The organism is Amycolatopsis sp. NPDC049252, from assembly GCF_043197175.1.
Taxonomy (GTDB): Bacteria; Actinomycetota; Actinomycetes; order Mycobacteriales; family Pseudonocardiaceae; genus Amycolatopsis.
In genome coordinates this window covers 39,798-59,896 of the sequence record NZ_JBICSQ010000015.1, presented here as the reverse complement: position 1 = coordinate 59,896, position 20,099 = coordinate 39,798, and the positions used below count along the sequence as shown (strand labels likewise).

General features: G+C 72.7%; 16 protein-coding genes. 3 read left to right on the top strand and 13 right to left on the bottom strand.

Going from position 1 to position 20,099, the window contains the following annotated elements; genetic code table 11:
• Positions 1–9: 9 nt before the first annotated feature.
• The 12 genes from ACGFMK_RS19345 to ACGFMK_RS19290 all read right to left on the bottom strand — a co-directional run bounded on the left by ACGFMK_RS19345 (position 10) and on the right by ACGFMK_RS19290 (position 16,325).
• Complete coding sequence (locus ACGFMK_RS19345) at positions 10–1,353, bottom strand: hypothetical protein (RefSeq protein WP_392764683.1); 1,344 nt, start codon at positions 1,351–1,353, stop codon at positions 10–12.
• 16 nt (positions 1,354–1,369) lie between these two features.
• On the bottom strand, positions 1,370–2,623 hold the full coding sequence (locus tag ACGFMK_RS19340; RefSeq protein ID WP_392764681.1) for an MFS transporter: 1,254 nt from the start codon (positions 2,621–2,623) through the stop codon (positions 1,370–1,372).
• The gene (locus ACGFMK_RS19335) at positions 2,620–3,843 is read right to left on the bottom strand and encodes an ATP-grasp domain-containing protein (protein ID WP_392764678.1); all 1,224 of its coding nucleotides are present in this window, start codon (positions 3,841–3,843) and stop codon (positions 2,620–2,622) included. Before ACGFMK_RS19335 ends, ACGFMK_RS19340 begins: the two co-directional genes overlap by 4 nt.
• Before the next feature lie 256 nt (positions 3,844–4,099).
• Positions 4,100–5,350: an ATP-grasp domain-containing protein gene (locus ACGFMK_RS19330; RefSeq protein ID WP_392764677.1), complete on the bottom strand. Its 1,251-nt coding sequence runs from the start codon at positions 5,348–5,350 to the stop codon at positions 4,100–4,102.
• A 10-nt stretch (positions 5,351–5,360) separates the two neighbouring features.
• Entirely contained in the window at positions 5,361–5,963 is a 603-nt protein-coding gene (locus tag ACGFMK_RS19325) for a disulfide bond formation protein DsbA (protein ID WP_392764674.1), read from the bottom strand.
• Positions 5,960–7,060, bottom strand: a complete 1,101-nt coding sequence (locus tag ACGFMK_RS19320; protein WP_392764672.1) for a branched-chain amino acid aminotransferase — start codon at positions 7,058–7,060, stop codon at positions 5,960–5,962. The genes ACGFMK_RS19325 and ACGFMK_RS19320 overlap by 4 nt, the downstream gene beginning before the upstream one ends.
• Positions 7,057–8,409: an adenylosuccinate lyase family protein gene (locus ACGFMK_RS19315; protein WP_392764669.1), complete on the bottom strand. Its 1,353-nt coding sequence runs from the start codon at positions 8,407–8,409 to the stop codon at positions 7,057–7,059. The genes ACGFMK_RS19320 and ACGFMK_RS19315 overlap by 4 nt, the downstream gene beginning before the upstream one ends.
• Positions 8,406–10,373 carry an FAD/NAD(P)-binding protein gene (locus tag ACGFMK_RS19310; protein WP_392764666.1) on the bottom strand — a complete coding sequence of 656 codons (1,968 nt, stop codon included), beginning with the start codon at positions 10,371–10,373 and terminating at the stop codon, positions 8,406–8,408. The genes ACGFMK_RS19315 and ACGFMK_RS19310 overlap by 4 nt, the downstream gene beginning before the upstream one ends.
• Positions 10,374–10,398: 25 nt before the next feature.
• A complete protein-coding gene (gene aroF / locus ACGFMK_RS19305; protein WP_392764664.1) occupies positions 10,399–11,451 on the bottom strand; it encodes a 3-deoxy-7-phosphoheptulonate synthase in 1,053 nt (350 codons plus the stop codon).
• A gap of 29 nt (positions 11,452–11,480) precedes the next feature.
• Positions 11,481–13,151, bottom strand: a complete 1,671-nt coding sequence (locus ACGFMK_RS19300) for a class I adenylate-forming enzyme family protein (protein WP_392764661.1) — start codon at positions 13,149–13,151, stop codon at positions 11,481–11,483.
• 151 nt (positions 13,152–13,302) lie between these two features.
• A complete protein-coding gene (locus ACGFMK_RS19295) occupies positions 13,303–15,153 on the bottom strand; it encodes a BTAD domain-containing putative transcriptional regulator (protein ID WP_392764659.1) in 1,851 nt (616 codons plus the stop codon).
• A 308-nt stretch (positions 15,154–15,461) separates the two neighbouring features.
• Entirely contained in the window at positions 15,462–16,325 is an 864-nt protein-coding gene (locus tag ACGFMK_RS19290) for an ExsB family transcriptional regulator (protein WP_392764657.1), read from the bottom strand.
• A 156-nt stretch (positions 16,326–16,481) separates the two neighbouring features.
• Here ACGFMK_RS19290 and larB point away from each other — a divergent pair, with 156 nt between their 5' ends.
• The 3 genes from larB (at position 16,482) to ACGFMK_RS19275 (ending at position 18,997) form a co-directional block, all read left to right on the top strand.
• Positions 16,482–17,177, top strand: coding sequence for a nickel pincer cofactor biosynthesis protein LarB (gene larB / locus ACGFMK_RS19285; RefSeq protein ID WP_392764654.1), 696 nt, complete (start codon positions 16,482–16,484; stop codon positions 17,175–17,177).
• Positions 17,174–18,361 (top strand): nickel pincer cofactor biosynthesis protein LarC, encoded by a 1,188-nt coding sequence (gene larC / locus ACGFMK_RS19280; RefSeq protein ID WP_392764652.1) that lies wholly within the window; start codon positions 17,174–17,176, stop codon positions 18,359–18,361. Before larB ends, larC begins: the two co-directional genes overlap by 4 nt.
• Positions 18,362–18,565: 204 nt before the next feature.
• Positions 18,566–18,997: an Ohr family peroxiredoxin gene (locus tag ACGFMK_RS19275; protein WP_392764649.1), complete on the top strand. Its 432-nt coding sequence runs from the start codon at positions 18,566–18,568 to the stop codon at positions 18,995–18,997.
• 4 nt (positions 18,998–19,001) lie between these two features.
• On the opposite strand, the gene ACGFMK_RS19270 is transcribed toward ACGFMK_RS19275, so the two are convergent.
• The gene (locus ACGFMK_RS19270; protein WP_392764646.1) at positions 19,002–20,015 is read right to left on the bottom strand and encodes an alpha/beta fold hydrolase; all 1,014 of its coding nucleotides are present in this window, start codon (positions 20,013–20,015) and stop codon (positions 19,002–19,004) included.
• Between the last annotated feature and the right edge of the window lie 84 nt (positions 20,016–20,099).

Here is a 20,099-nt window from a genome sequence, read left to right as displayed (position 1 = left end):
GCTCCTTACTCAGCAGGTGAAGAGGCAGGTGTTGCGGACGTCGGGGTTGTTGATCATGGTGATGACCGTGGTGCCGCCGGGCGGGATCGCGCGCACCCCGCCGCCGGACAGGCCGGACGGGGTCATGAAGGCGGCCCACAGCGCGTACCACTCGGAGCTCTCGCCGGTCTGCGGGTCGACGACGGTCTCCAGGTTGGGCCGCACGATCTCCTGGACGAGCGAGCCGGTCCGCGAACCGGCGTCGAGGGTGTCCCGCCAGGTCGCGGTGTCGACCTCCTGGCCGATGACGACGCCCTTGCCGCCGTACGACCCGGTCGGCTTGAACACGAGCTGGTCCTGGCGCCGCACGCACTCCTCGATGCGCCCGGCGTCCGGGCCCGCGCCGGGGCGGCCGAGCATGCGGCTCCACGGCAGCACCCGGTCGATCGCGGCTCGCTCCTCGGCCGTGAAGACCGTGGTGTCGGCGGAGAACTCGGACAGCATCGCCAGCGTGCCCTTGTTGCTGTAGACGTTCGTCGGCGTCCAGACCACGACGGCGCCCTCTTCGTGCGCGCGGAAGACCGGCTCCAGCAGCTCGACGCCGTCGGGCGCTTCGAGCATCTCCTCGAGCCCGTAGTAGCGGAGGATGACGTCGATCCCGGTGCCGTCCAGGTACGGCTTGCCGTCCCGGAACTCGAGGTCGCCGATCTCCCCGACCAGGCAGGTGACGTTCTGCTCGGCCAGCAGCTCCCCGATCGCGCGGCGCTGGTGCCCGTAGGTCGTCATCCCGCCGGGGCCTTCGAGGATCGCGACGACCGGCTCGCCGGCCCCGATGGTCTTGCCCGCGTTGCGCAGGGCCCCGGCCAGGTCGGAGCCCATGTCCAGGTAACCGAGGCCGTGCTCGGCGGCGAACTCGGCGACGGCCGGGACCTTCAGGTACGCCTTTGGCAGGGTGCCCACCATGTCGAGGCCGCCGAGCGCGCTGCCGATGTTGTACTCGAGCAGCTTGAACGCCTCGCCGTCGTAGTAGACGTCCGCGCGGCCGTACAGCGGCGGCGGGCCCTCACCGAGCAGGCGGCACATCAGCGTGGTGTGGACGTCGTCGAGGCCGAGCGAGGTGCGGAACCGCTCGAAGTCGCCGTCGAACAGCCGCCGCGGCAGGCTGGTGACCAGGTCGAAGACGGTGACGAGGTCGCGGCCGAACGCCCGGTACTCCGCCTCGTCGACCACCACCGGCCGGGGCAGCAGCCGCGGCCACGCCGCGCGCTTGGTCGCCGACACGTCGAGGTTCGCCAGCGCGTGGCGCAGCCCGCTTTCCGGCGCGGCGCAGTCCGCGAGGTAGGCCTCGGTGACCCGGTTCGCCTTTGCCGACATGGTTTTTCTCCCTGGGTTAGACCGAGACGGAGGTGTCCGCGGCGGGACGCGCCGCGCGGCGGTTGAGGATCACCCGGTACTGCAGAATGATCACGACGCCGAAGAGCAGGTAGATCCCGGCCATCCCCTGGGTGCTCACCACCGCGCCCAGGCTGATGAGCAGCGAGTTGACGACCTGGCCGAACCGGATGTGGAGGTAGTACGCGGCCAGGTACCGCGGCCGTCCCTCCTCCGGGGCCAGCTCCGCCAGCAGCGCCTGCTGCACCGGCAGGTTCATCAGCTCGCCGACGGTCAGCACGACGCAGGCGGCCAGCAGCAGCCAGGCGTCGTGGCTGACGACGAGCACCGCGAACCCGCCCGCGTACAGGGTGATGCCCGCGTACAGCCGGACCCGGTCGGGCATCCGGCGCAGCATCGTGTTGACGACGAGCGCGAACACGACGACCAGCACCGTGTTCACCGCCTTGAGCACCCCGAGCATCTCGACGCCGGTGACGTCGCCGAACGGGAAGACGTCCTGCTCCGGGAAGTCGGTGGAGAGCCGGATCCCGATCGACGTGCTCAGCTGCCCTTCGAGCGTCAGGATCAGCGTGGCCGCGATGATCAGCCGGCGGAACGTCGAGTCGACCAGCACGACCTTGTACCCCTGGACGAACTGCGCGAGCCCGGTGAGTTTCGCCGACGGCGCCGGCGTTTCCGGCTTGGTCTCCGCCACCAGCGTCACGGTGACGAGCAGCGCGAAGGCCATGCCGGCGGCCCCGCCCAGGATCACCGCGCCGAAGTGCGAGCTGTAGAGGAAGGCGCCGAGCAGCGCGCCGCTGCCGAGCGCGAGGTTGATCACCCAGTAGTTGACCGTGTAGACGTACTTGCGCTCGGCCGGCGGGGTGACGTCGATGATCGTCGCGTCGTTGGCGGGCAGGGCCAGGTTCGTGCCGAACTTGACCACGGCGTAACAGAAGTAGACGGCGAGCGCACCCCAGTCCGCGAAGTAGGCCACGGCCATCAGGACCAGGAACACCGTGCCGACGAGGTCGCCGACGATGAGCACCGGCCGCCGGCCCCGCCGTTCCGACAGGTGCCCGCCGACCAGCATGCCGAACACCGCGAACACGGCGAACACCAGGATCAGCGCGCCGGCGAGGGCGACCCCGACGTGGGCCGCGAGGTAGATCGCGATGAACGTCAGGATCATCGCGTCGATCAGCTTGTGCACGAAGGCCAGCCCGATCCGGAGCCGGACGTTGCGGTGCAACGCGAAGAAGGTCCTCATCGGGCTTCGACCTCGACCTCGATCAGGGCGCGGACGCGGTCCGCGCGGGCCGTCGCCGCCTCGGCGTCTTCCGAAGCGGTGAGGATCACGTAGCCGTGGCGGGTCTTGGAGCTGACCGTCTCCGGCAGGACGTCCCCCACCGCGAACGGGAAGTTCAGGGTGTCGACGAAGTCCAGCTCCCGGGCTTCGTCCACACCGGACACCGAGCGGAGGACGCCGGCGGGAAAGGCGAAGTAGGCGATGTGCCCGACCCCGCCGGCCGGGATCGGCGGCGGCGTCCGTCCGGCCAGCGCGGCGAACATCGCGCGCTTGACGTCGTAACCCCGGCCGAGCCGGATGATGTCGGGGATCTTGTCACCGCCGAGCCGGGCCTGGGACTCGACGATCCGCGGGCCGGCCGCGGTCAGGATGACCTCGGTGTGCGCCGGGCCGCACTGGTACCCGGTGGCGTCGAGCAGTTCCACGGCCAGGTCGGCGACCTGCCTGGTCTCCGGCGTCTCGGGCTCGCCGAACAGGTGCCCCCGCTCGACGAAGTGCGGCAGCGGGCCGAGCAGCTTGCGCGTCACGCCGAGCACGTGGTGCTCACCGCGCACGGTCATCGTCTCGACGCTGAACTCGGGGCCGCGCAGGTACTCCTCGACGAGCAGCGGCCCGGCGTAGCCGAGCGCGGCCAGCTCCGCGCCCCAGGCGGGCAGGTCCGCCGGGTCGGTCAGCAGGAAGGTACCCCGGCTGGCGGACAGCGCGGAGGGCTTGACGACCACCGGTAGCGTGAAGTCTTCGAGCAGTCCCGCGACGTCCTGCCAGCGTTCCGCCGTCGCGAACCGCACCGACGAGATTCCCTTGTCGCGCAACAGGGTACGCATGGCGAGCTTGTCGTTGAGCAGCGCCACGGACGCCGGCGAGTTGACGGCCTTCCCGAGCTCGTCGGCCACGTCGTAGGCGAGCTGCATGCTCTCCTCGCTGCCGACGTGCCAGACGTGGTCGGCGCCGGTTTCCCTTACCGCCGAACGAATCGCGTCGGCGTAGGCAGCAGAGTCGGTGAAGTCGGCCAGCCGGAAGCCGTCGGCGAGCTCTTCGACCTTCCGGAGGTAGGCGGGGGCCTGCGCGCCGAACAGCCGCCCGGCTTCGGCCGGGTCCCAGATCGCGAAGATGCGGAAACCCTCCGCCTGGGCCTTTTCGAGGTATGCCTGGTAGGGCATCACCATGACCAGGTTCGGCATATCGTCTCTCTCCCGTGGGCATGAAGGCTTCGCTGGGTCAAGGCTCGCCGACGCCGCCATCGGCGAAGCATCAGCCGCCCATCAGCCGGCTCCCGCTCGCCGGGCTCGGCGGGTCAGTCCGGTGGGTGCGGGTGAGGCGTGACGCACCCAATGTGGCGTTGGGTGCGTCAGATGCACCGAACGCCACATTGGGTGCGTTTGGCTCGCGCACCGAAGAGGCCGCGAGGGCCCGCCGTGGCGCGATCCAAGCTCGTGGTCAGTCCCGGTGGGTGCGGATCGCGATCTGCTGGGCTGCCGCCTCCGCGATCCGGCCGGCCAGGTAGGACGTCTCGGCCGTCGCCAGGACGTGGCCGACCCGGTCTTCGTTGACGCGCAAGCGGTTGACGTGCGAGCCCGGTGCGACCGACACCACCGCCTCGGCCACGCCGGGCACCGCGGCGGCGATGTCCACCCCGGTCACGCCGTCCACGACACCCGGGTGCGCCGTCAGGTAGCGGATCGCCGCGCCACGGATCGGGTGGACGTCGACGGCGCCGACGGACTCGCCCAGGTACTGGCGGAGCAGCAGCTCCATCGTCGAGAGGCCGAAGCTCGAGTCCATCAGCTGGGTGATCTGGTCACCGGCCGGGCGCGGGTTGATCTCGATCAGCTTCGGGCCGTCGGCCGTGTACTTCAGCTCGACGTGCGCGATGCCGAGGTCGAAGCCCACCGCCGTGGTCGCGGCCACCGCCGCGGCCTCCAGCTCGGTCCGGACCCCGTCCGGCAGCGCCGACGGGAAGTTGTGCCCCAGCTCGACGAACCGGTCGCGGCCGCCCAGGAGCTTGTCGGTCACCCCGAGCACGCGGACCGCGCCCGCCTCGGCCAGGACCTCGACGCTGACCTCGAACCCGACCAGGCACTCCTCGACGAGCACCTCCGGCGGCCGGGCCTGGCCGCGCCGGTTGGTCGCGTCCGCCCGGATCGTGGTGTACGTCTCGACGACCTCGGCCGCCGTCGTGCACCGGACGACGTGCGCGCCGCTGGTCTCGTCCACCGCCTTCACCACGCACGGGAACCCGACCTTTTCGGCGGCCCGCACGGCCTCTTCGGACGTCGTGACGGCGTGGAACTCCGGCACCGGCACCCCCAGTTCGGCCCACCGCCGCCGTTGCTCGGCCTTGTTGCGGGCGATCCGGATCGCGGCCGGGTCGGGACCGGGCAGGCCCAGCTGGCGGGCCGCCTCGGCGGCCGGGACCACCTCGTACTCGGCGACCGAGAGCAGCGCGTCGAGCGGCCGGCGCGCGTCGACCTCCTTCACCGCCGCCAGCAGCGGCCCGACCTCGTGGGTCGCGCAGGACACGAACTCGTCGACACAGCCGTCGAGCACCTCGGTGCCGCCCGGTGTCGCGTGGTAGCGGTCCAGCCCGCAGCTGAAGAAGGTGACGTGCAGGCCCAGCCGCCGGGCCGCGCGCAGCGCGTCGAACCCCGACCCGGACCTGTTCGACTCCACGAACCCGATGCGTTTCATCGTCCGTTCCTCACTCGTAGTTCAGGCCGGGCGTGCGGGCCCGCTTCAGCTCGAAGAAGTGCGGGTTGCGGGCCATCGCCACCGCGCCGTCGAAGAGGCTGACGGCGTCTTCGCCACGCGGGATCGCGTTGAGCACCGGGCCGAAGAACCCGGCACTGTCGATGTGGATCGCCGGGGTGCCGAGGTCCGCGCCGACCGGTTCGAGAGCCTCGGCGTGGCTCTTGCGCAGGGCCTCGTCGTGGTCGCTGCGGTCGGCCGCGGCGGCGAGCGACGCCGGGAGCCCGACCTCGGCCAGCGCCTGCGCGACCACCTCGGGGAAGTCCTTGTTCTTCCCGTTGTGGATCCGGGTGCCGAGCGCCGTGTAGAGGTCGCGCAGCACGTCCTCGCCGTGGTCCCGGGCGGCGGCGACGCAGACCCGGACCGGGCCCCACGCGCGGTCGCAGAACTCCCGGTACCAGGGCTCGATCTCGCGGTCTTCGTTCAGCACGCCCAGGCTCATCACCCGGAACCGCAGGCTGATCTCGCGGTGCTGTTCGACTTCGAGGATCCACCGCGAGGTGATCCAGGCGAACGGGCAGGCCGGGTCGAAGTAGAAGTCGACCTTCGGTTTCATCGAGGGGCCTCCTCGGCTTCGGTCTGGACGAGCCGCAGCCAGCCGAACTCGTCGGGGGTTTCGCCGTACTGGATGTCGAGCAGGGCCTTCAGCAGGCGCCGGGTGACCGGGCCCGTGGGGCCGGCCGGCCAGTCCCGGTCCGGGGTGACGACGTGCCCGACCGGTGCAATGGCCCGCGCGGTGCCGCAGGCGAACACCTCGGTGATCCGGCCGTCACGGCAGCCGCGTTCCCAGTCCTCGAGCGTGACCGGTTCCTCGGCGACCTCGATGCCCAGGCGCCCGGCGAGGCGCAGGATCGAGTCGCGGGTGATGCCGGCCAGCAGCGTGCCGCTCAGCGGCGGGGTGACCAGCCGGTCGCCCTCGACGAAGAACAGGTTGGAGCCGCCCACTTCCTCGACGTACCGGCGCTCGCGCGCGTCCAGCCAGACGACCTGGTCGCAGCCGTGGGCCACGGCCTCCCGCTGCGCGATGTAGGACCCGCCGTAGTTGCCGCCGCACTTGATCGTGCCCGTGCCGCCGTCCGCGGCGCGGACGTACTCCGGCGACGCCCAGAGCCGGATCGGCTTCGGTTCCGCGCCGGCCGCCGGGCGCGCCGGGCTGCCGATCACCGCGAAGAGGTACTCCTCGGCGGGCCGGTTGCTCAGGTGCGTCTCGGCGGCGAGCATGAACGGCCGCACGTAGAAGCTGTGGCCGCGGGTCCGGGGCACCCAGGCGCCGTCGACCCGCAGCAGCGCCTCCAGCGCGGCGACGAAGTCCGCTTCGGGCAGTTCGGGCATCGCCATCCGGCGGGCCGAGCGGGCGAACCGGCGGGCGTGGTCCTCCGGGCGGAACAGCGCGCGTTGCCCGTCCGGTCGCCAGAACGCCTTCAGCCCTTCGAAGACGGTCTGTCCATAGTGGAACGCCATGGTCGCCGGGTGCAGCGAGAACGCCGCGAGCGGCCGGCTCCGCGCGTCGTGCCAGCCGCTGGCGGCGTCCCAGCGGGCGGTGACCATGTGGTCGGAGTAGAGCGAGCCGAACCCGGGCATGCTCAGCAGCTCTTCGCGCTGCTCGGCCGGCATCGGCTCGACGCGGTCGGTGGTGAATTCCAGCGTGGTCATGTGGACTCCTTGAAGACCTCTTCGAAGCGGGCGACGGCCCGGTCGGCCAGCGGCCCGGACAGGCCGGTGTAGGCGGCCGGGTCCAGCAGCCCGGCGGGAACGTCCACTTCGGACCCGAGCACGGCGGCGAGGTCGGCCCCGGTGCGCCCGGCCTCGGCGGAAGCCGCCGCCAGCAGCCGTTTGGCGGCCGCCTTGCCGAGCGTCGGCGCCAGCACGGCGTTGACGCGCTCGGAGACGATCGCGCCGCGTGTGAGCCGCAGGTTGGCCGCCATCGCCTCGGGCGAGACGTGCAGCGCCCCGGCCAGGCGGGCGGCGTTGGCGGCGGCGCCGGCCGCGATGCGCAGGCACTCCCGCAGCGGCTGCCACTCCGCGTGCCAGCCGCCCGACGACCGTTCGTCGGGCACCGCCATGGACTGGAACAGCACGACGGCGACCGGCGGCAGCTGCCGGGCCGCGGTCGCGACCAGGGTGGCGTACACCGGGTTGTGCTTCTGCGGCATCGCCGACGACGCCCCGCGGCCCGGCGCCTGCTCCTCGGTGACCTCGCCGATCTCGGTCCGGGACAGCACGAGGACGTCTTCGGCGAGCTTGCCGAGCGCGCCCGTGGTGACCAGCAGCGCCGACGCGACGTCGGCCAGCGGCGTGCGGATCCCGTGCCACGGCAGGGTCTGCGGGGCGAGCCCGAGCCGCGCGGCCACGAGATCGGGCAGCCGCAACGTGCCCTCGACGTCACCGCCGGCGTACTCCTGGTACGCGGCGAGCGTGCCGGCCGCCCCGCCGAGCGACACCGGCAGGGCCGCGCGGGCGCGGCGCATCCGCTCGACGGCGTCGAGCACGAGGTGCAGCCAGGTCGCCGCCTTCAGCCCGAAGGTGACCGGCACCGCGTGCTGGGTCAGGGTGCGCCCGGCCATCGGCGTGTCCCGGTGCCGGCGCACCTGCCCGGCCAGGCTTTCCGCGCAGGCCAGCAGGTCCCGGGTGATCCGGTCGAAGGTCGCCGCGCAGAGCAGCATCAAGGCCGTGTCGAGGATGTCCTGGCTGGTGCTGCCCCGGTGGACGTACTCGGCGGCGGCCGGATCGACAGCGGAGGTGAGCTGCCCGACGAAGGCGACGACGGGGTTGGCCGTCTCGCGCACCCCTTCGGCCAGGGCCGCCGGATCGAGGTGGGCGGGATCGGCCGCGGCGCGGATGGCCGCGGCCGCCGAAGCGGGGATCACGCCCAGCTCGGCCTGCGCCTCGGCGAGCGCGACCTCGGTGTCGAGCATCGCGGCCAGCAGCGCGTGGTCCCCGACGAGCTCGGCGGCACCGGTCGCCGCCCAGGCCGGGGCGAGAATCCCGTGTTCGGTGCTCATGCCGTCCTCTCGAAGTCGCCGAGTTCCGCCCGGTCCGCCATCAGCTCCAGGCAGGACCGGGCGATCGCGTCGGCGTCGCCGAGGATCACCGAGTCGACGCCCGGGCGGATGCCCGCCGCCGTCACCCAGTGCACTGCTTCCGTCGGGACGCCGAACGCGAACCGCCGTGGGTGAGGCCGGTCTTCGGCGTCCAGCACGTGGTACGGCCGCCGGGTGACGGCCAGGCCGCCGGTCACGTACTCGCCGCCGGCCGGGTCCGGAATGTGGTACGGCCGGCACTCGCCGCGCTCGAGCAGCGCCCGCAGCAACGGGTCCGTCGTCCGCCGCAGGTCCGTTTCCGGCAGGCGCGCCTCGATCAGCGTCGTGGCCGAGGCGGTGACGTCCGGGCAGGCGGCCGAACGCGCGACGAACCGGCCGTCGGCCCCTGCGACCCGCAGGTCCGGGCCGAGCACCTCGAGCACCCCCGCGTCCAGCAGGGCGCCGAACTGCTCGACGCGCTCGGCGGGCGGCCCGATCGACAGGTACGCGTTCAGCGGCATGTACCAGCGCTGCAGGTCGTCGCGGTAGGACTCCCCGGAGAGCCCGCCGTGGTCGACGACCAGCCGGATCTCGTTGCGCAGGTCGCGCAGCACGTCCAGCGCCGCCTTGAGCGGGCCGGTCACGTTCCCCAGCCCCGCCTCCCGCAGCTCGTCGTCCACATAGGACCGGAGCCAGCGGCGGAACCGGGCGGTCGAGGTCAGGTCGGCGGCGGTGTAGGGCACCGCGATCCTCCGCCAGTCCCAGCTCTGCCCGGGGTCGAGCCCGAACTTCGTGAGCACGTTGCGCTGGGCGTCGCTCTCCCGGATCGCCAGTGGCTCGCCGGCGAGCGGCACCTCGGCGGGCTCGGCCGCGGCGAACGCGGTGAGGAACTCGTCGACGTCGCAGACGCACCGGCGGTCCCGCACGAGCGTCGCGTAGAAGACCGTGCGGACCTCTTGGTCGATCAGCGGCCAGACGTCCCGGCGGAAGTCGGCGGGCCCGCCGTCGCGCAGCCGCGCGATCACCGCCGGGGTGAGGTACCGCGGCCGGTGCCGGCCGAACGGGCCCTTCTCGTTGCGCGCGCGGGCCTGGTACGGCACCCCGCGGCGCGACCCGGCGACCAGGTGCGGTTCCCGGCCGGACGGGACGTAGGTGAGCACGCCGTCCGGGCCCCGGGTGAACTCGCCGCCGCGGCCGAGGGTGAACAACGCCAGGTGGTCGAAGAAGTTGAGGCCCATCCCGCGCAGCAGCACCGGCTCGCCCGCGGGCACGTCGGCCAGGGCCAGGTCGGCCGGGTTGTCCGGCGCGAGGTAGCGCAGGCCGTGGCGGACGGCGAAGCGGCTCAGGTCCGCTTCGGCCGCACCGAGCTCGTGCGACTGGTGCCCGAGGGCCAGCACGACGGCCCGCAGCCCGCCGAGCGTCTTCCCGTCGTCCAGCACGACCTCCTGCCGGCCGCCGCCGGTGTCGCGGACGTCGACCGCCCGCGCCCGGTGCGGGACGAACCGGACCGACGGCGGCGCGAGCCGCGCGATCCGCCGCCGCGTCCACCGCAGGTAGCTGCCGTAGAACGCGCGTGACGGGTAGTCGTCCGGCCCCAGCGCCTCGGCCTCGGCGCGGACGCCGTCCGGCACCTTCGGGCTGCCGAGCAGCGCGATCGACCGCGCCCACTCGTACAGGCTCGGCCCGCGGACCACCGGCCCCGCGCAGGCGACCGTCTCGTCGACGAACATGGTCACCTGACTGGCGACGGTGTTCATCAGCAGCAGGCGGTCCTGGCTGCTGCGCCACACCCGCCCGCCGTCGAACACCTCCGGGTCGACGAGGTGGACGACGAGCGCGCCGCCGCGCGGCACGAGCTCCCCCGCGTTGGCGCACAGCCGTTCCGCGACCGACAGGCCGCGCGGGCCGAGGCCCACGACGGCGATCTCCGACGTCTCACCGAACACAGTTCACTCCGGTTCCGCTCCCGAACTAGTGACCGCCGCCCAGACGGCGGCCGAGGCCGGCCGCGGCGCCGGCGAGCCGCTCCATGAGCCCGGCGAACTGCTCGGGCCTGAGCGCCTGGTTCCCGTCGCACAACGCCTGCTCCGGCTGGACATGGACATCGATCAGCAACGCGTCCGCCCCCGCGGCGACGGCGGCGAGCGACAGCGGCTCGACCAGCTCGGGCCGGCCACCGGAGTGGCTCGGGTCCACGATCACCGGCAGGTGGGTGCGCTGCTTCCACAGCGCCACCGCGGTGAGGTCGAGGGTGAACCGCGCCGACGGCTCGAAGGTGCGGATCCCGCGCTCGCACAACATGACCTGGTCGTTGCCTTCGAGGAGCAGGTACTCGCCGGCGGCGAGCGTCTCCTCGACGGTGCAGCCGAACCCGCGCTTGAGCACCACCGGCAGGCCGCTCTGGCCGACCGCGCTCAGCAGCGCGAAGTTCTGCATGTTCCGGGCCCCGATCTGGAACCCGTCGACCACCTCGGCCAGCCGCTTGACGTGCTCCGCGTCGACGACCTCGGTGACGAACGGCAGTCCCGTCCGCTTCCGGGCCTCGACGAGCAGCTCGAGCCCGCTGAACCCGAGGCCCTGGAACGCGTGCGGCGAGGTGCGCGGCTTGAACGCCCCGCCCCGCAGCGCGACGGCCCCGTGCGCGGCGACCAGCTCCGCCGTCGCGTTCATCTGCTCCGGGTTCTCCACCGCGCACGGCCCCGCGATCACCGCCACCGAGCCGTCGCCGATCGTGACCGGCCCGAGGGACACCTGGGTGCCGCCCGGGCGCAGCTCGCGGCGGCCCAGCCAGGCCTGGCCCTCCCGCGGCACGCGGCGGGTCGGCACCGGCAGGTCCGGCCGCGCGGCGGCGACGGCGTCCACCGTGCCCGCGGAGTCCATTGTGGACACCGGGAGCACGTGGCCGGCGCCGAGCTGGTAGATCTGCGTCGGCGCGCCGGCCGACTCGAGGTGCCGGAGCCAGCGGTCGACCCCGGCACGGGTCACGGTCTCGTCGAACACGAGCAGCAGGGCTTGGTCAGTCACGACGGTCGTCTTCTCTCGGAGAGTGGGGTTCACCCGAGCGCATCGCTCGTGGCGAGGTTCTTGCCCCGGCGGTCACGGACGTAGACGGCGAGGTCCTGGTACTTGTCGCGCAGGTAGCGCTTCAGCGACTTGCCCGTGACACCGAGCGGGAAGTCGCCGTCGCCGCTCGCGACCTCGACGACGGACAGCTCCGGCTTCCCGTGGGCCCGCAGGGCTTCGTTGGCCGCGAACAGCACCTTCTCCGGGTCCACGCCGTCCCCGGTGACGACGGCGACGGCGACCTTCTCGCCGCCGAACCCGCCGGCGACGACCGTGCAGTCCGCGACGCCGGCCACCTCGTTGAGGATCAGCTCCTCCAGCTGCACCGAATAACCGGGACCGGCCGCGGTGTGCACCACGTCGACCGCGCGGTCGACCTGGTAGAAGGTGCCGTCGCCGTCCTGGTAGGCGACGTCGCCGGTCAGCCAGTAGCCGGCGAGCTTGCTGCGGTAGTAGGTGTCCTGGTTGCCCCAGTACCCGACCGTCATCGACGGCGGCTTCGCCCCGAGCAGGCCGATCTCTCCCGGCTCGGCGAGCGTGCCGTTCTCCCGCAGGATGGCGACTTCGGCGTAGCCGACCGACTTGCCGACGCAGCGGTCGTCGCGCTCGGTCGCCAGGGTCCGCGGCTGCATGAGGACACCCCAGCCGAGCTCGGTGGTGCCGAGCCGGTCGAGGAAGGCCGCCGGCGGCAGGCCGGGCGAGCGCCGCGCGAGGATGTTCTTCAGGTGCCGCTCGTGGATGGCGTCCGCCATGGACACCCAGATGTTGACGGAGTCGAGCGCGCCCTTCGGCGTCTCGATCGCGGCCAGCTCCGGGTAGGCGTGGCCGAACGCCATCACCATGCTCGGCTTGTGCTCCTCGACGGCGCTCGCGAGCTCTTCACCGGAGACGTCGCGCCAGACCACCATCGGCTGACCGCCGAGCACCGCGTAGGCGTTGAACGACACACAGCCCTGGTGCGACTGCGGGAGCGCGTTGAGGATGACGGCGTCGGGCTCTTCCTTATAGTTCACGGCCCGCCACTTCGGGCCGTCGAGGATCGTCTTGTGCGTGTGGATCACCGGCTTCGGCAGCCCGGTGGTGCCCGAAGAGTGCATCAGCCCGACCGGGTCGTCCGGGTGGTGCCGGAAGCGGTCCGCGTCGGGCAGCACCGCCGAGGGCAGGGCGGGCAGCTCCTCCATCGTCTTGACCCACCGCAGGTTCAGCCGGTCGAGGTCGGGGGCGATCCGGTCGAGCCGCTCCTGATCGGTGTAGAGCCCCAGCGCGCCGCTGCGCTCGATCAGCGCGACCGCGCTCTCCCGCGGCGCCTTGCTGTTGATGAGCATCGAGATCGCGCCGATCTGCGCGAGCGCCGAGAGGTGCAGGAAGTACTGGATGGAGTCGGGCGGGAAGACCGCGACCCGGTCGTGCGGCCGCACCCCCTGCTCCAGGTACCAGACCGACCAGCTCTGCACGAGGTGGTCGAGGTCGCGCAGGCTGAACCAGTGCCGGGTTTCGCCGTCGGTGTACGGGATCGGCGTCAGCGAGTGGAGGAACGGCTCGTCCGGGTACGGGTTGAGCTCGAGCATCGAGGGAAGCAGGTTGCCACCGCCGATGTCCGGGTCTCGCAGCACTCGGGCACGCAACTCGGGGCTCAGGACGGTCTTGTGGGTGAACTCCATGTTTTCGCTCTCTGTGCGGGCCCACGACGGCGACGGCTGCGAAGGGAGCCGACCGGCTCCGGTACCCAGCCTGGCGGGCGCCGCCATCGGCCCGGCCTCGCCCGCCCATCGGTGGTGCATCGGAGCGCGATGGTGTTGCCGGGCAACCGGTTCAGCCGAAGCTGCACTCCAGCTCGGTCACCGACGCCAGCGCGGTGCGGCCGAACGTGGTCCGCAGGCCGTCGCCCGGATCCCGGTCGTCCACTTTGGCCCGGGCGTGGTCCTGCACCAGCTCGTGGAAGTGGTACCGGCCCGCGGTCCGCTGCCGGACCAGGTGCGCGTCGAAGAGCTCTTCCAGCAGCCGCTCCGCGTCGGGCACGGCCTGGTTCAGCAGCAGCGCGGCGGTGCCGGCGTCGAACTCCTCACCCGGGTGCGTGGTGCCGCCCAGCACGCGGAACAGCCTGCGCTGGCCGGCCGAGAGCTTCCGGTAGGACGCCTCGAACTGCGCGGCGACGCTGCGGTCGTCCAGGGAAAGCACGCCGAGCCGGTTCGCGCGGTCGCGCAGGCGGGTCACCAGGTGCTCGAGCGTCCACGCGGGCCGGTTGTGGAACCGGGACGCGGCGATGCTGACGGCCAGCGGCAGGAACCCGCACAGGGAAACGATCTCCGCGACCGCGTCCGGCCGGCCGCCGGTGCGGCCGAGCCCGGCGATCCGGGTGAACAGCGCCGCCGCCTCGGCCGGGGAGAACACGTCGAGCGAGCGCGACGTCACGCCGTCGAGCCCGGCGAGGCGCCGCTGGCTCGTGACGATCACCAGTGCTTTCCCGGTCCCGGGCAGCAACGGCCGGATCTGCCGGGCGTCCAGGGCGTTGTCCAGCACCACCAGCACCCGGCGCTCGGCGAGCTCGGCCCGCCAGCGCGCGGCGCGGTGCCTGCCGTCGTGCGGGATCTGGTCCGCCGCGACGCCGAAGTCCAGCAGCAGCCGCTCCAGCGCGGCGTCCGGGCCGAGGGGTTCCTGGTCGGCCGAGTGCCCGTGCAGGTCGACGAACAGGTGCCCGTCCGGGAACCGGTGCGCCAGCTGGTGGGCCAGCCGCACGGCGAGCGTCGTCTTGCCGACGCCGGGCATGCCGTCGAGGGCGAGGATGCTCAGCGCGGTGCCGGCCGCCGAGCGGCAGCCGGTCAGGAACCGCAGCTCCTCGGCGCGCCCGGAGAAGTGGGCCGTGTCGTAGGGCAGGAAGGAGCGGTTGCTGTGCCCGGCGGCCCGGGACGGCGCCGGGGCCGCGGTGCGCGGCCGGTCGTCACGCAGAATGCGCTCGTAGAGCTCCCGCAGGCTCGCACCGGGATCGACGCCGAGCTCGTCCCGGAGCAGCCGGCGGCACTGCTCGTACGTCGTGAGCGCGTCGGCCTTGCGGCCGCACCGGTGCAGCGCCAGCATCAGCAGCTTCCGGGTCTCCTCCCGCAGCGGGTGCTGCGAGACCAGCTCGCCCAGCTGGGGGACGAGCGCGGCGGCGTCTCCGCCGTCCAGGCGCAGTCCGATGAGCCGTTCGGTTGCGGACAACCGGTTTTCCTCGAACCGGGCGGCGGCGATCTCGAACACCGGGCTGTGCAACCCGGACAGCGCGGGCCCCTCCCACAGCGCGAGCGCCGACTCCAGCAGCTCGACGGCCGCGGTGGTGCGCCCGGTGGCCGCCGCCGCGGATGCCGAGGCGACCATGGCGGTGAACCGGTGGGCGTCGATGTCCTGCTGGTCCACCTGGATGCGGTACCCGGGGCCGTCCTTGACGACGAGGTGCTTGGCGGCGGCGAAGCTGCGCCGCAACGCGGCCACGGCGTTGTGCAGCTGCCGCCGCGCCGTCACCGGTGGTTCGCCGTCCCACATGGCTTCGAGCAGCCGCTCGGCGCTGACCACCTTGTCGGCGTTGAGCAGGAGCATCACGAGCAGCCGCTGCTGCCGGAGCCCGCCGAGATCGACCCGCTCCCCGTCACGCTGGACCCGCAACGTGCCGAGCACCTTGAAGTACACAGGACCTCCCCCACCGTACGCGCACGGCTACCGCTCGCAGCGGCCCGCGCGCAGAACTCAGGAACAATATCCGAAAAATGCGCTTGGCAAAGCGGGAGAAGCAGTTCGGTGTTCTCGGCATTGCTTCGGCGTGACTATTTCATGATCGCGCCGTCAAGATCGACGCGGACCGTGTGCGATCGGTCGCAATTGACGGACGAATGACATTAACGGGATAGCGGGAACTCCGGTTGCTGGTTCTTTCGTCGGCTTTTGGGGACAGAGAGGGAACGCCGGGGAACGCGCCGGGAAAATCCGGGTGCGCGGTCCTAGGTGGGCGGGGCGAGCGCGGGCGCCCGGTAGGCCGCCACCGCACCCGGGCCGGTCAGCCCGAGCTCGCCCAGCGCCGCGAGCACCGCCCCGGCGAGACCGGGCCGGGCGTCGACGGCGTCACGGGCGGCCGGGTCGAGCTCGACCCGGAACCCCTCGCCGAGCAGGCGGACGCGCAGATCACGCGGGTGGACGCCGGCTCCGGCAAGCCGGGCCCCCACCGCGATCTCGGCCCGTTCCACCAGACCCAGCCTCCGTAAAGAGACCGGCACCCCGACCGAGATACGTGACGCGAGACACGGTGTCGACGCCTTTTCGGCCACGGCGAGTGACCACTCGGCCGCGAGCGCCCGGACGTCGTGTTTCCCCAGGCCGGCATCGGCGAGCGGCTCGACCACCTGTAGTTCCCGGGCGGCTCGCAGACCAGGCCGGTGTAACGCACGGTGGTCGTCCGCGTGGGTTCCGGTGGCCACGTGCGCGAGGCCGCGCTCCAGCGCCAGCTCTCCGACCGCGCTCAGCACGGTGCGCTTGCAGAAGTAACAGCGGTCGCCCGCGTTCGCCCGGTAACCGGGCACCTCCAGCTCCGCGACGGGCACCTCCGCGAGCTCCGCGCCGAGGCCGGCCGCGAGCTCCCGGGCGGCGGCGAGCTCGGCCCGCGCCAGGCTCGGCGAATCGGCGATCACGGCCAGCACGCGGTCACCCGGCAGCGCCCGCAGCGCGGCCGCCAGCACGAGCGCCGAGTCGACCCCGCCGGAGAACGCGACGGCCACGCCGCCGAGCTCCCGCAGCCGGCCCAGCAGCCGGCCGGCCGGCCCCGCGTCCACTAGCGCGTCCCCGCTGGTCGTACCGGCGCGGTGATCCATTTTCGACAATAAGAGAGCACGTTTCCTCCGCTCGAGGCGTCTTGCGTGCGGTAAGTCGATCGCGGCGGTCCCCCGCAGTCAATACATTGCTGTATTCGTGCGCTTGTCCCCCGGCGCAGTTTACAGGTGCGGCGGACCAACACTAACGTGTCGGCTGTGGTATCGACAGATGGAACGGCGGCAACCACCGCGGATCTCGGCTTTGCGCGATTGGACCTCGACCGGGTGGTCCGGACGGGCGATCCCGAAGTGGTGTTCGGCGCGGGCAAAACGGACGGCCAGATCGTGGCCACCCTCGCCCGGTTGCACGAAGAGCATCCCGGGCGGGCGGTACTCGCGACCCGGGTCGGCGGGGAAGCCCGCTCCCTGTGCCGGGAACGGCTTCCCGGCGCGCGGATCGACGACGCCGGCCGCACGGTCACCCTCGGGGAGCCACCGGCGCCCCGCGGCCGGGTTGCCGTCGTGTGCGCGGGCACTTCGGACCTGCCCGTCGCCCGCGAATGCGCGACGACGGTGGCGGTGTTCGGCGCGGAACCGGACCTCGTCGTCGACGTCGGGGTCGCCGGGCTGCACCGGCTCTTGGCCGAACGCGACCGGATCGCCGGCGCCGACGCGATCGTGGCGATCGCCGGGATGGAGGCCGCGCTGCCGACCGTCCTCGGCGGACTCTGCGGTGTGCCGCTGATCGCGGTGCCGACCAGTGTCGGGTACGGCTGGCACATGGACGGGCTGACCGCGTTCCTCACGATGCTCAACAGCTGCGCGCCCGGCGTGGTGACGGTCAACATCGACAACGGGTTCGGCGCCGGTGTGGCCGCGGCCCGCGTCGCGCGTCAGTCGGTGGCGTCGTGACGGTCGGGTGGATCGACGCCGGGAACGGCTGCGCGGGCGACATGCTGCTGGCCGCACTGGTCGACGCCGGCGCGGACTTCGACGGGATCGTCGCGGGCCTCGCCAAGCTGCCGGTCGACGACGTCCGCCTCACCGAGCAAGTGGTGCGGCGCCACGGGTTGCGGGCCCGGCAGGTGCTCGTCGAGGCCCCGGAGACCCGGCATGCCCGCCACCTGCCCGAGATCCTCGACCTGATCGCGGGTGCCGGGCTGCCCGGCCGGGCGGAGCGGTTCGCCACCGCGGTGTTCGGCAGGCTGGCCGAAGCGGAAGCCGCGGTGCACGGCATCGAAGCGGCGCGGGTGCACTTCCACGAGGTCGGCGCGCTGGACGCGATCGTCGACATCGTCGGCTGCGCGCTGGGGCTGGAGGCGCTGGGACTGCTGGAGGCGAGCGTCACGGTGTCGCCGATCGCGGTGGGCGGCGGCACGGTGACGGCGGCGCACGGCAGGCTCACCGTCCCGCCGCCGGCGGTGCTGGCCCTGCTCACCGGCGCGGCCGCTCCGGTGGCCACCCACCCCGCGGCGCGGGAGCTGTGCACGCCCACGGGCGCGGCGTTACTGGTCACACTGGCCGGCGCGTACGGCCCGATGCCTTCGTGCGTACCGGAAAAGGTGGGCGTCGGCGCGGGCACGGCCGACCCGCCCGGGCACGCGAACGTCGTCCGAGTGGTCGTCGGCGCCGGCACCGGCGCCGCGCCGTCGTGGGTGAGCACGGCGATGACGGTGATCGAGACGACCGTGGACGACCTCGACCCCCGCCTGTGGCCGGAGGTCCTGTCGGCCCTGCGCGAAGCGGGCGCCGCGGACGCCTGGTGCGCCCCGGTGACGGCCCCGAAGGGCCGGGCGGGCGTCGTCCTCACGGTCCTGACCGCCGACGACCGCGTCGACGGGGTGTGCGCCGCGGTCTTCGCCCACACGTCGACCTTGGGTGTCCGCCTGTCCCCGGTGGAGCGGCGCGCCCTGCCGCGCGACAGCGTGACGGTGGATCACCGTGGCCAGGCGGTCAGCGTGAAACGCGGGTACCTGAACGGAGTCGTGGTCACGGCACAGCCGGAGTACGAGGAGGTGCGAGCCGCGGCGGAGGCGACCGGGCAACCGCTGAGGCAGGTACTGGAGGAAGTCCGCGCGGCGGCAGGCCGGCTCTAGCCGCCTCCCCACCCAGCCGGCTCGAGGTTCAGCGCCGCCCAGTGAGTGTCCGATGAGGACCGGGCGGTGCAGGCCACGGCGAGCAGGTTCGCCCGGCCGACCTCACCCCGTGACGTACACCGGTGACGTCGTCCGACGGTCGCCGCAGCACCGGCCGGGTTTCTAGCGTCGACCCCGTCGATCCTGCCAGTGCAAAGGAAAACCATGTCCGAAGTGACCTACACCGCCGTCGCCACGTCCACCGCCGAGGGCCGCAACGGTGGCCGCGCGACCTCCGACGACGGCCTGCTCGACGTCGGCCTCGCGGTGCCCAAGGCGCTCGGCGGCGCCGGTGGCGGCACCAACCCGGAGCAGCTGTTCGCCGCGGGCTGGGCGTCCTGCTTCGTCGGCGCCGTGCGCCGGGTCGCGAGCGTGAAGCAGGTGCCGCTGAACGATCTCGCCGTCGTCGCGGAGGTCACCCTGCACCACGACACCGCGGCCGGCGAGTTCCAGCTCAGCGCCGCGCTGCACCTCGAAGCGTCGGGCATCGACCAGGCGACGGCGGACGACCTGGTGCGCGGCGCGCACCAGGTCTGCCCGTACTCCAAGGCGACGCGCGGCACCATCGAGGTCACCCTCGACGCCACCGTCGCCTGAGGACTCAGAGCCGGTCGGCGTCCATGATCGCCTGGGCGAACGGCCGCGGCGCCTCCTGCGGCACGTTGTGCCCGATGCCGTCCAGGACCCGGTGTTCGTACTTGCCGGTGAACTTGGCGCGGTAGGCCTTGCCGTCCTTGGCCGCGCCGTCGAAGTCGCTGGCCAGGGTGATCGCCGGGACGCCGATGGTCGCTCCGGCGGCGAGTTTCCGTTCGTACGCCTCGTACTGCGGCTCGCCCGGCGCCAGACTGAGCCGCCAGCGGTAGTTGTGGATGACGATCGCGACGTGGTCGGGGTTCTCGAACGCCGCCGCGCTGCGGTCGAAGGTGGCGTCGTCGAAGGTCCACGCCGGCGACGCCGTCTTCCAGATCAGCTTGGCGAAGTCGTGGCGGTTCGCCGCGTAGCCGGCGCGGCCGCGCTCGGTCGCGAAGTAGTACTGGTACCACCAGCCCAGCTCCGCGGCCGGGGCCAGCGGCTGCTGGTTCGCCTTGAGGTTGGTGACGATGTACCCGCTGACCGGGACGACGGCCTTGCACCGCTCCGGCCACAGCGCCGCGATCACGCCGGCCGTCCGCGAGCCCCAGTCGTACCCGCCGAGAATCGCTTTGTCGATTTTCAGCGTGTCCATGAGGGCGACGACGTCGAGCGCGACGGCCGTCTGCTGGCCGTTGCGGGCCGTCGCCGCCGACTTGAACGCCGTCGGGCCGTACCCGCGCAGGAACGGGACGATCACCCGGTAGCCCGCGGCGGCCAGCAGCGGCGCGACGTCGGCGTAGCTGTACGGGTCGTACGGCCAGCCGTGCAGCAGCACCACCGGCGGCCCGCCGGCCGGGCCGAACTCGGCGTACGCCATGGTCACCAGCCCCGCGTCGGCGTGCTTGATCGTGCCGAGCGAGGTGTTCTCGCCGGACCCCGAACGCAGGTCGGGCGGCGGAGAAGAAGGAGCCGAGCAGGCGGCCAGGGTGGTCGCCGCCAGCCCGGCCGCGAACGCCTGCGTGAATCGTCTCCTGCTGATCATCTGAGCTCCTGAGCGAAAGACCGTGGGACGTCTTCGACGCTAGGACGGACGGCACGCCGGCCGCGCCCGTCGGATGACGCACCC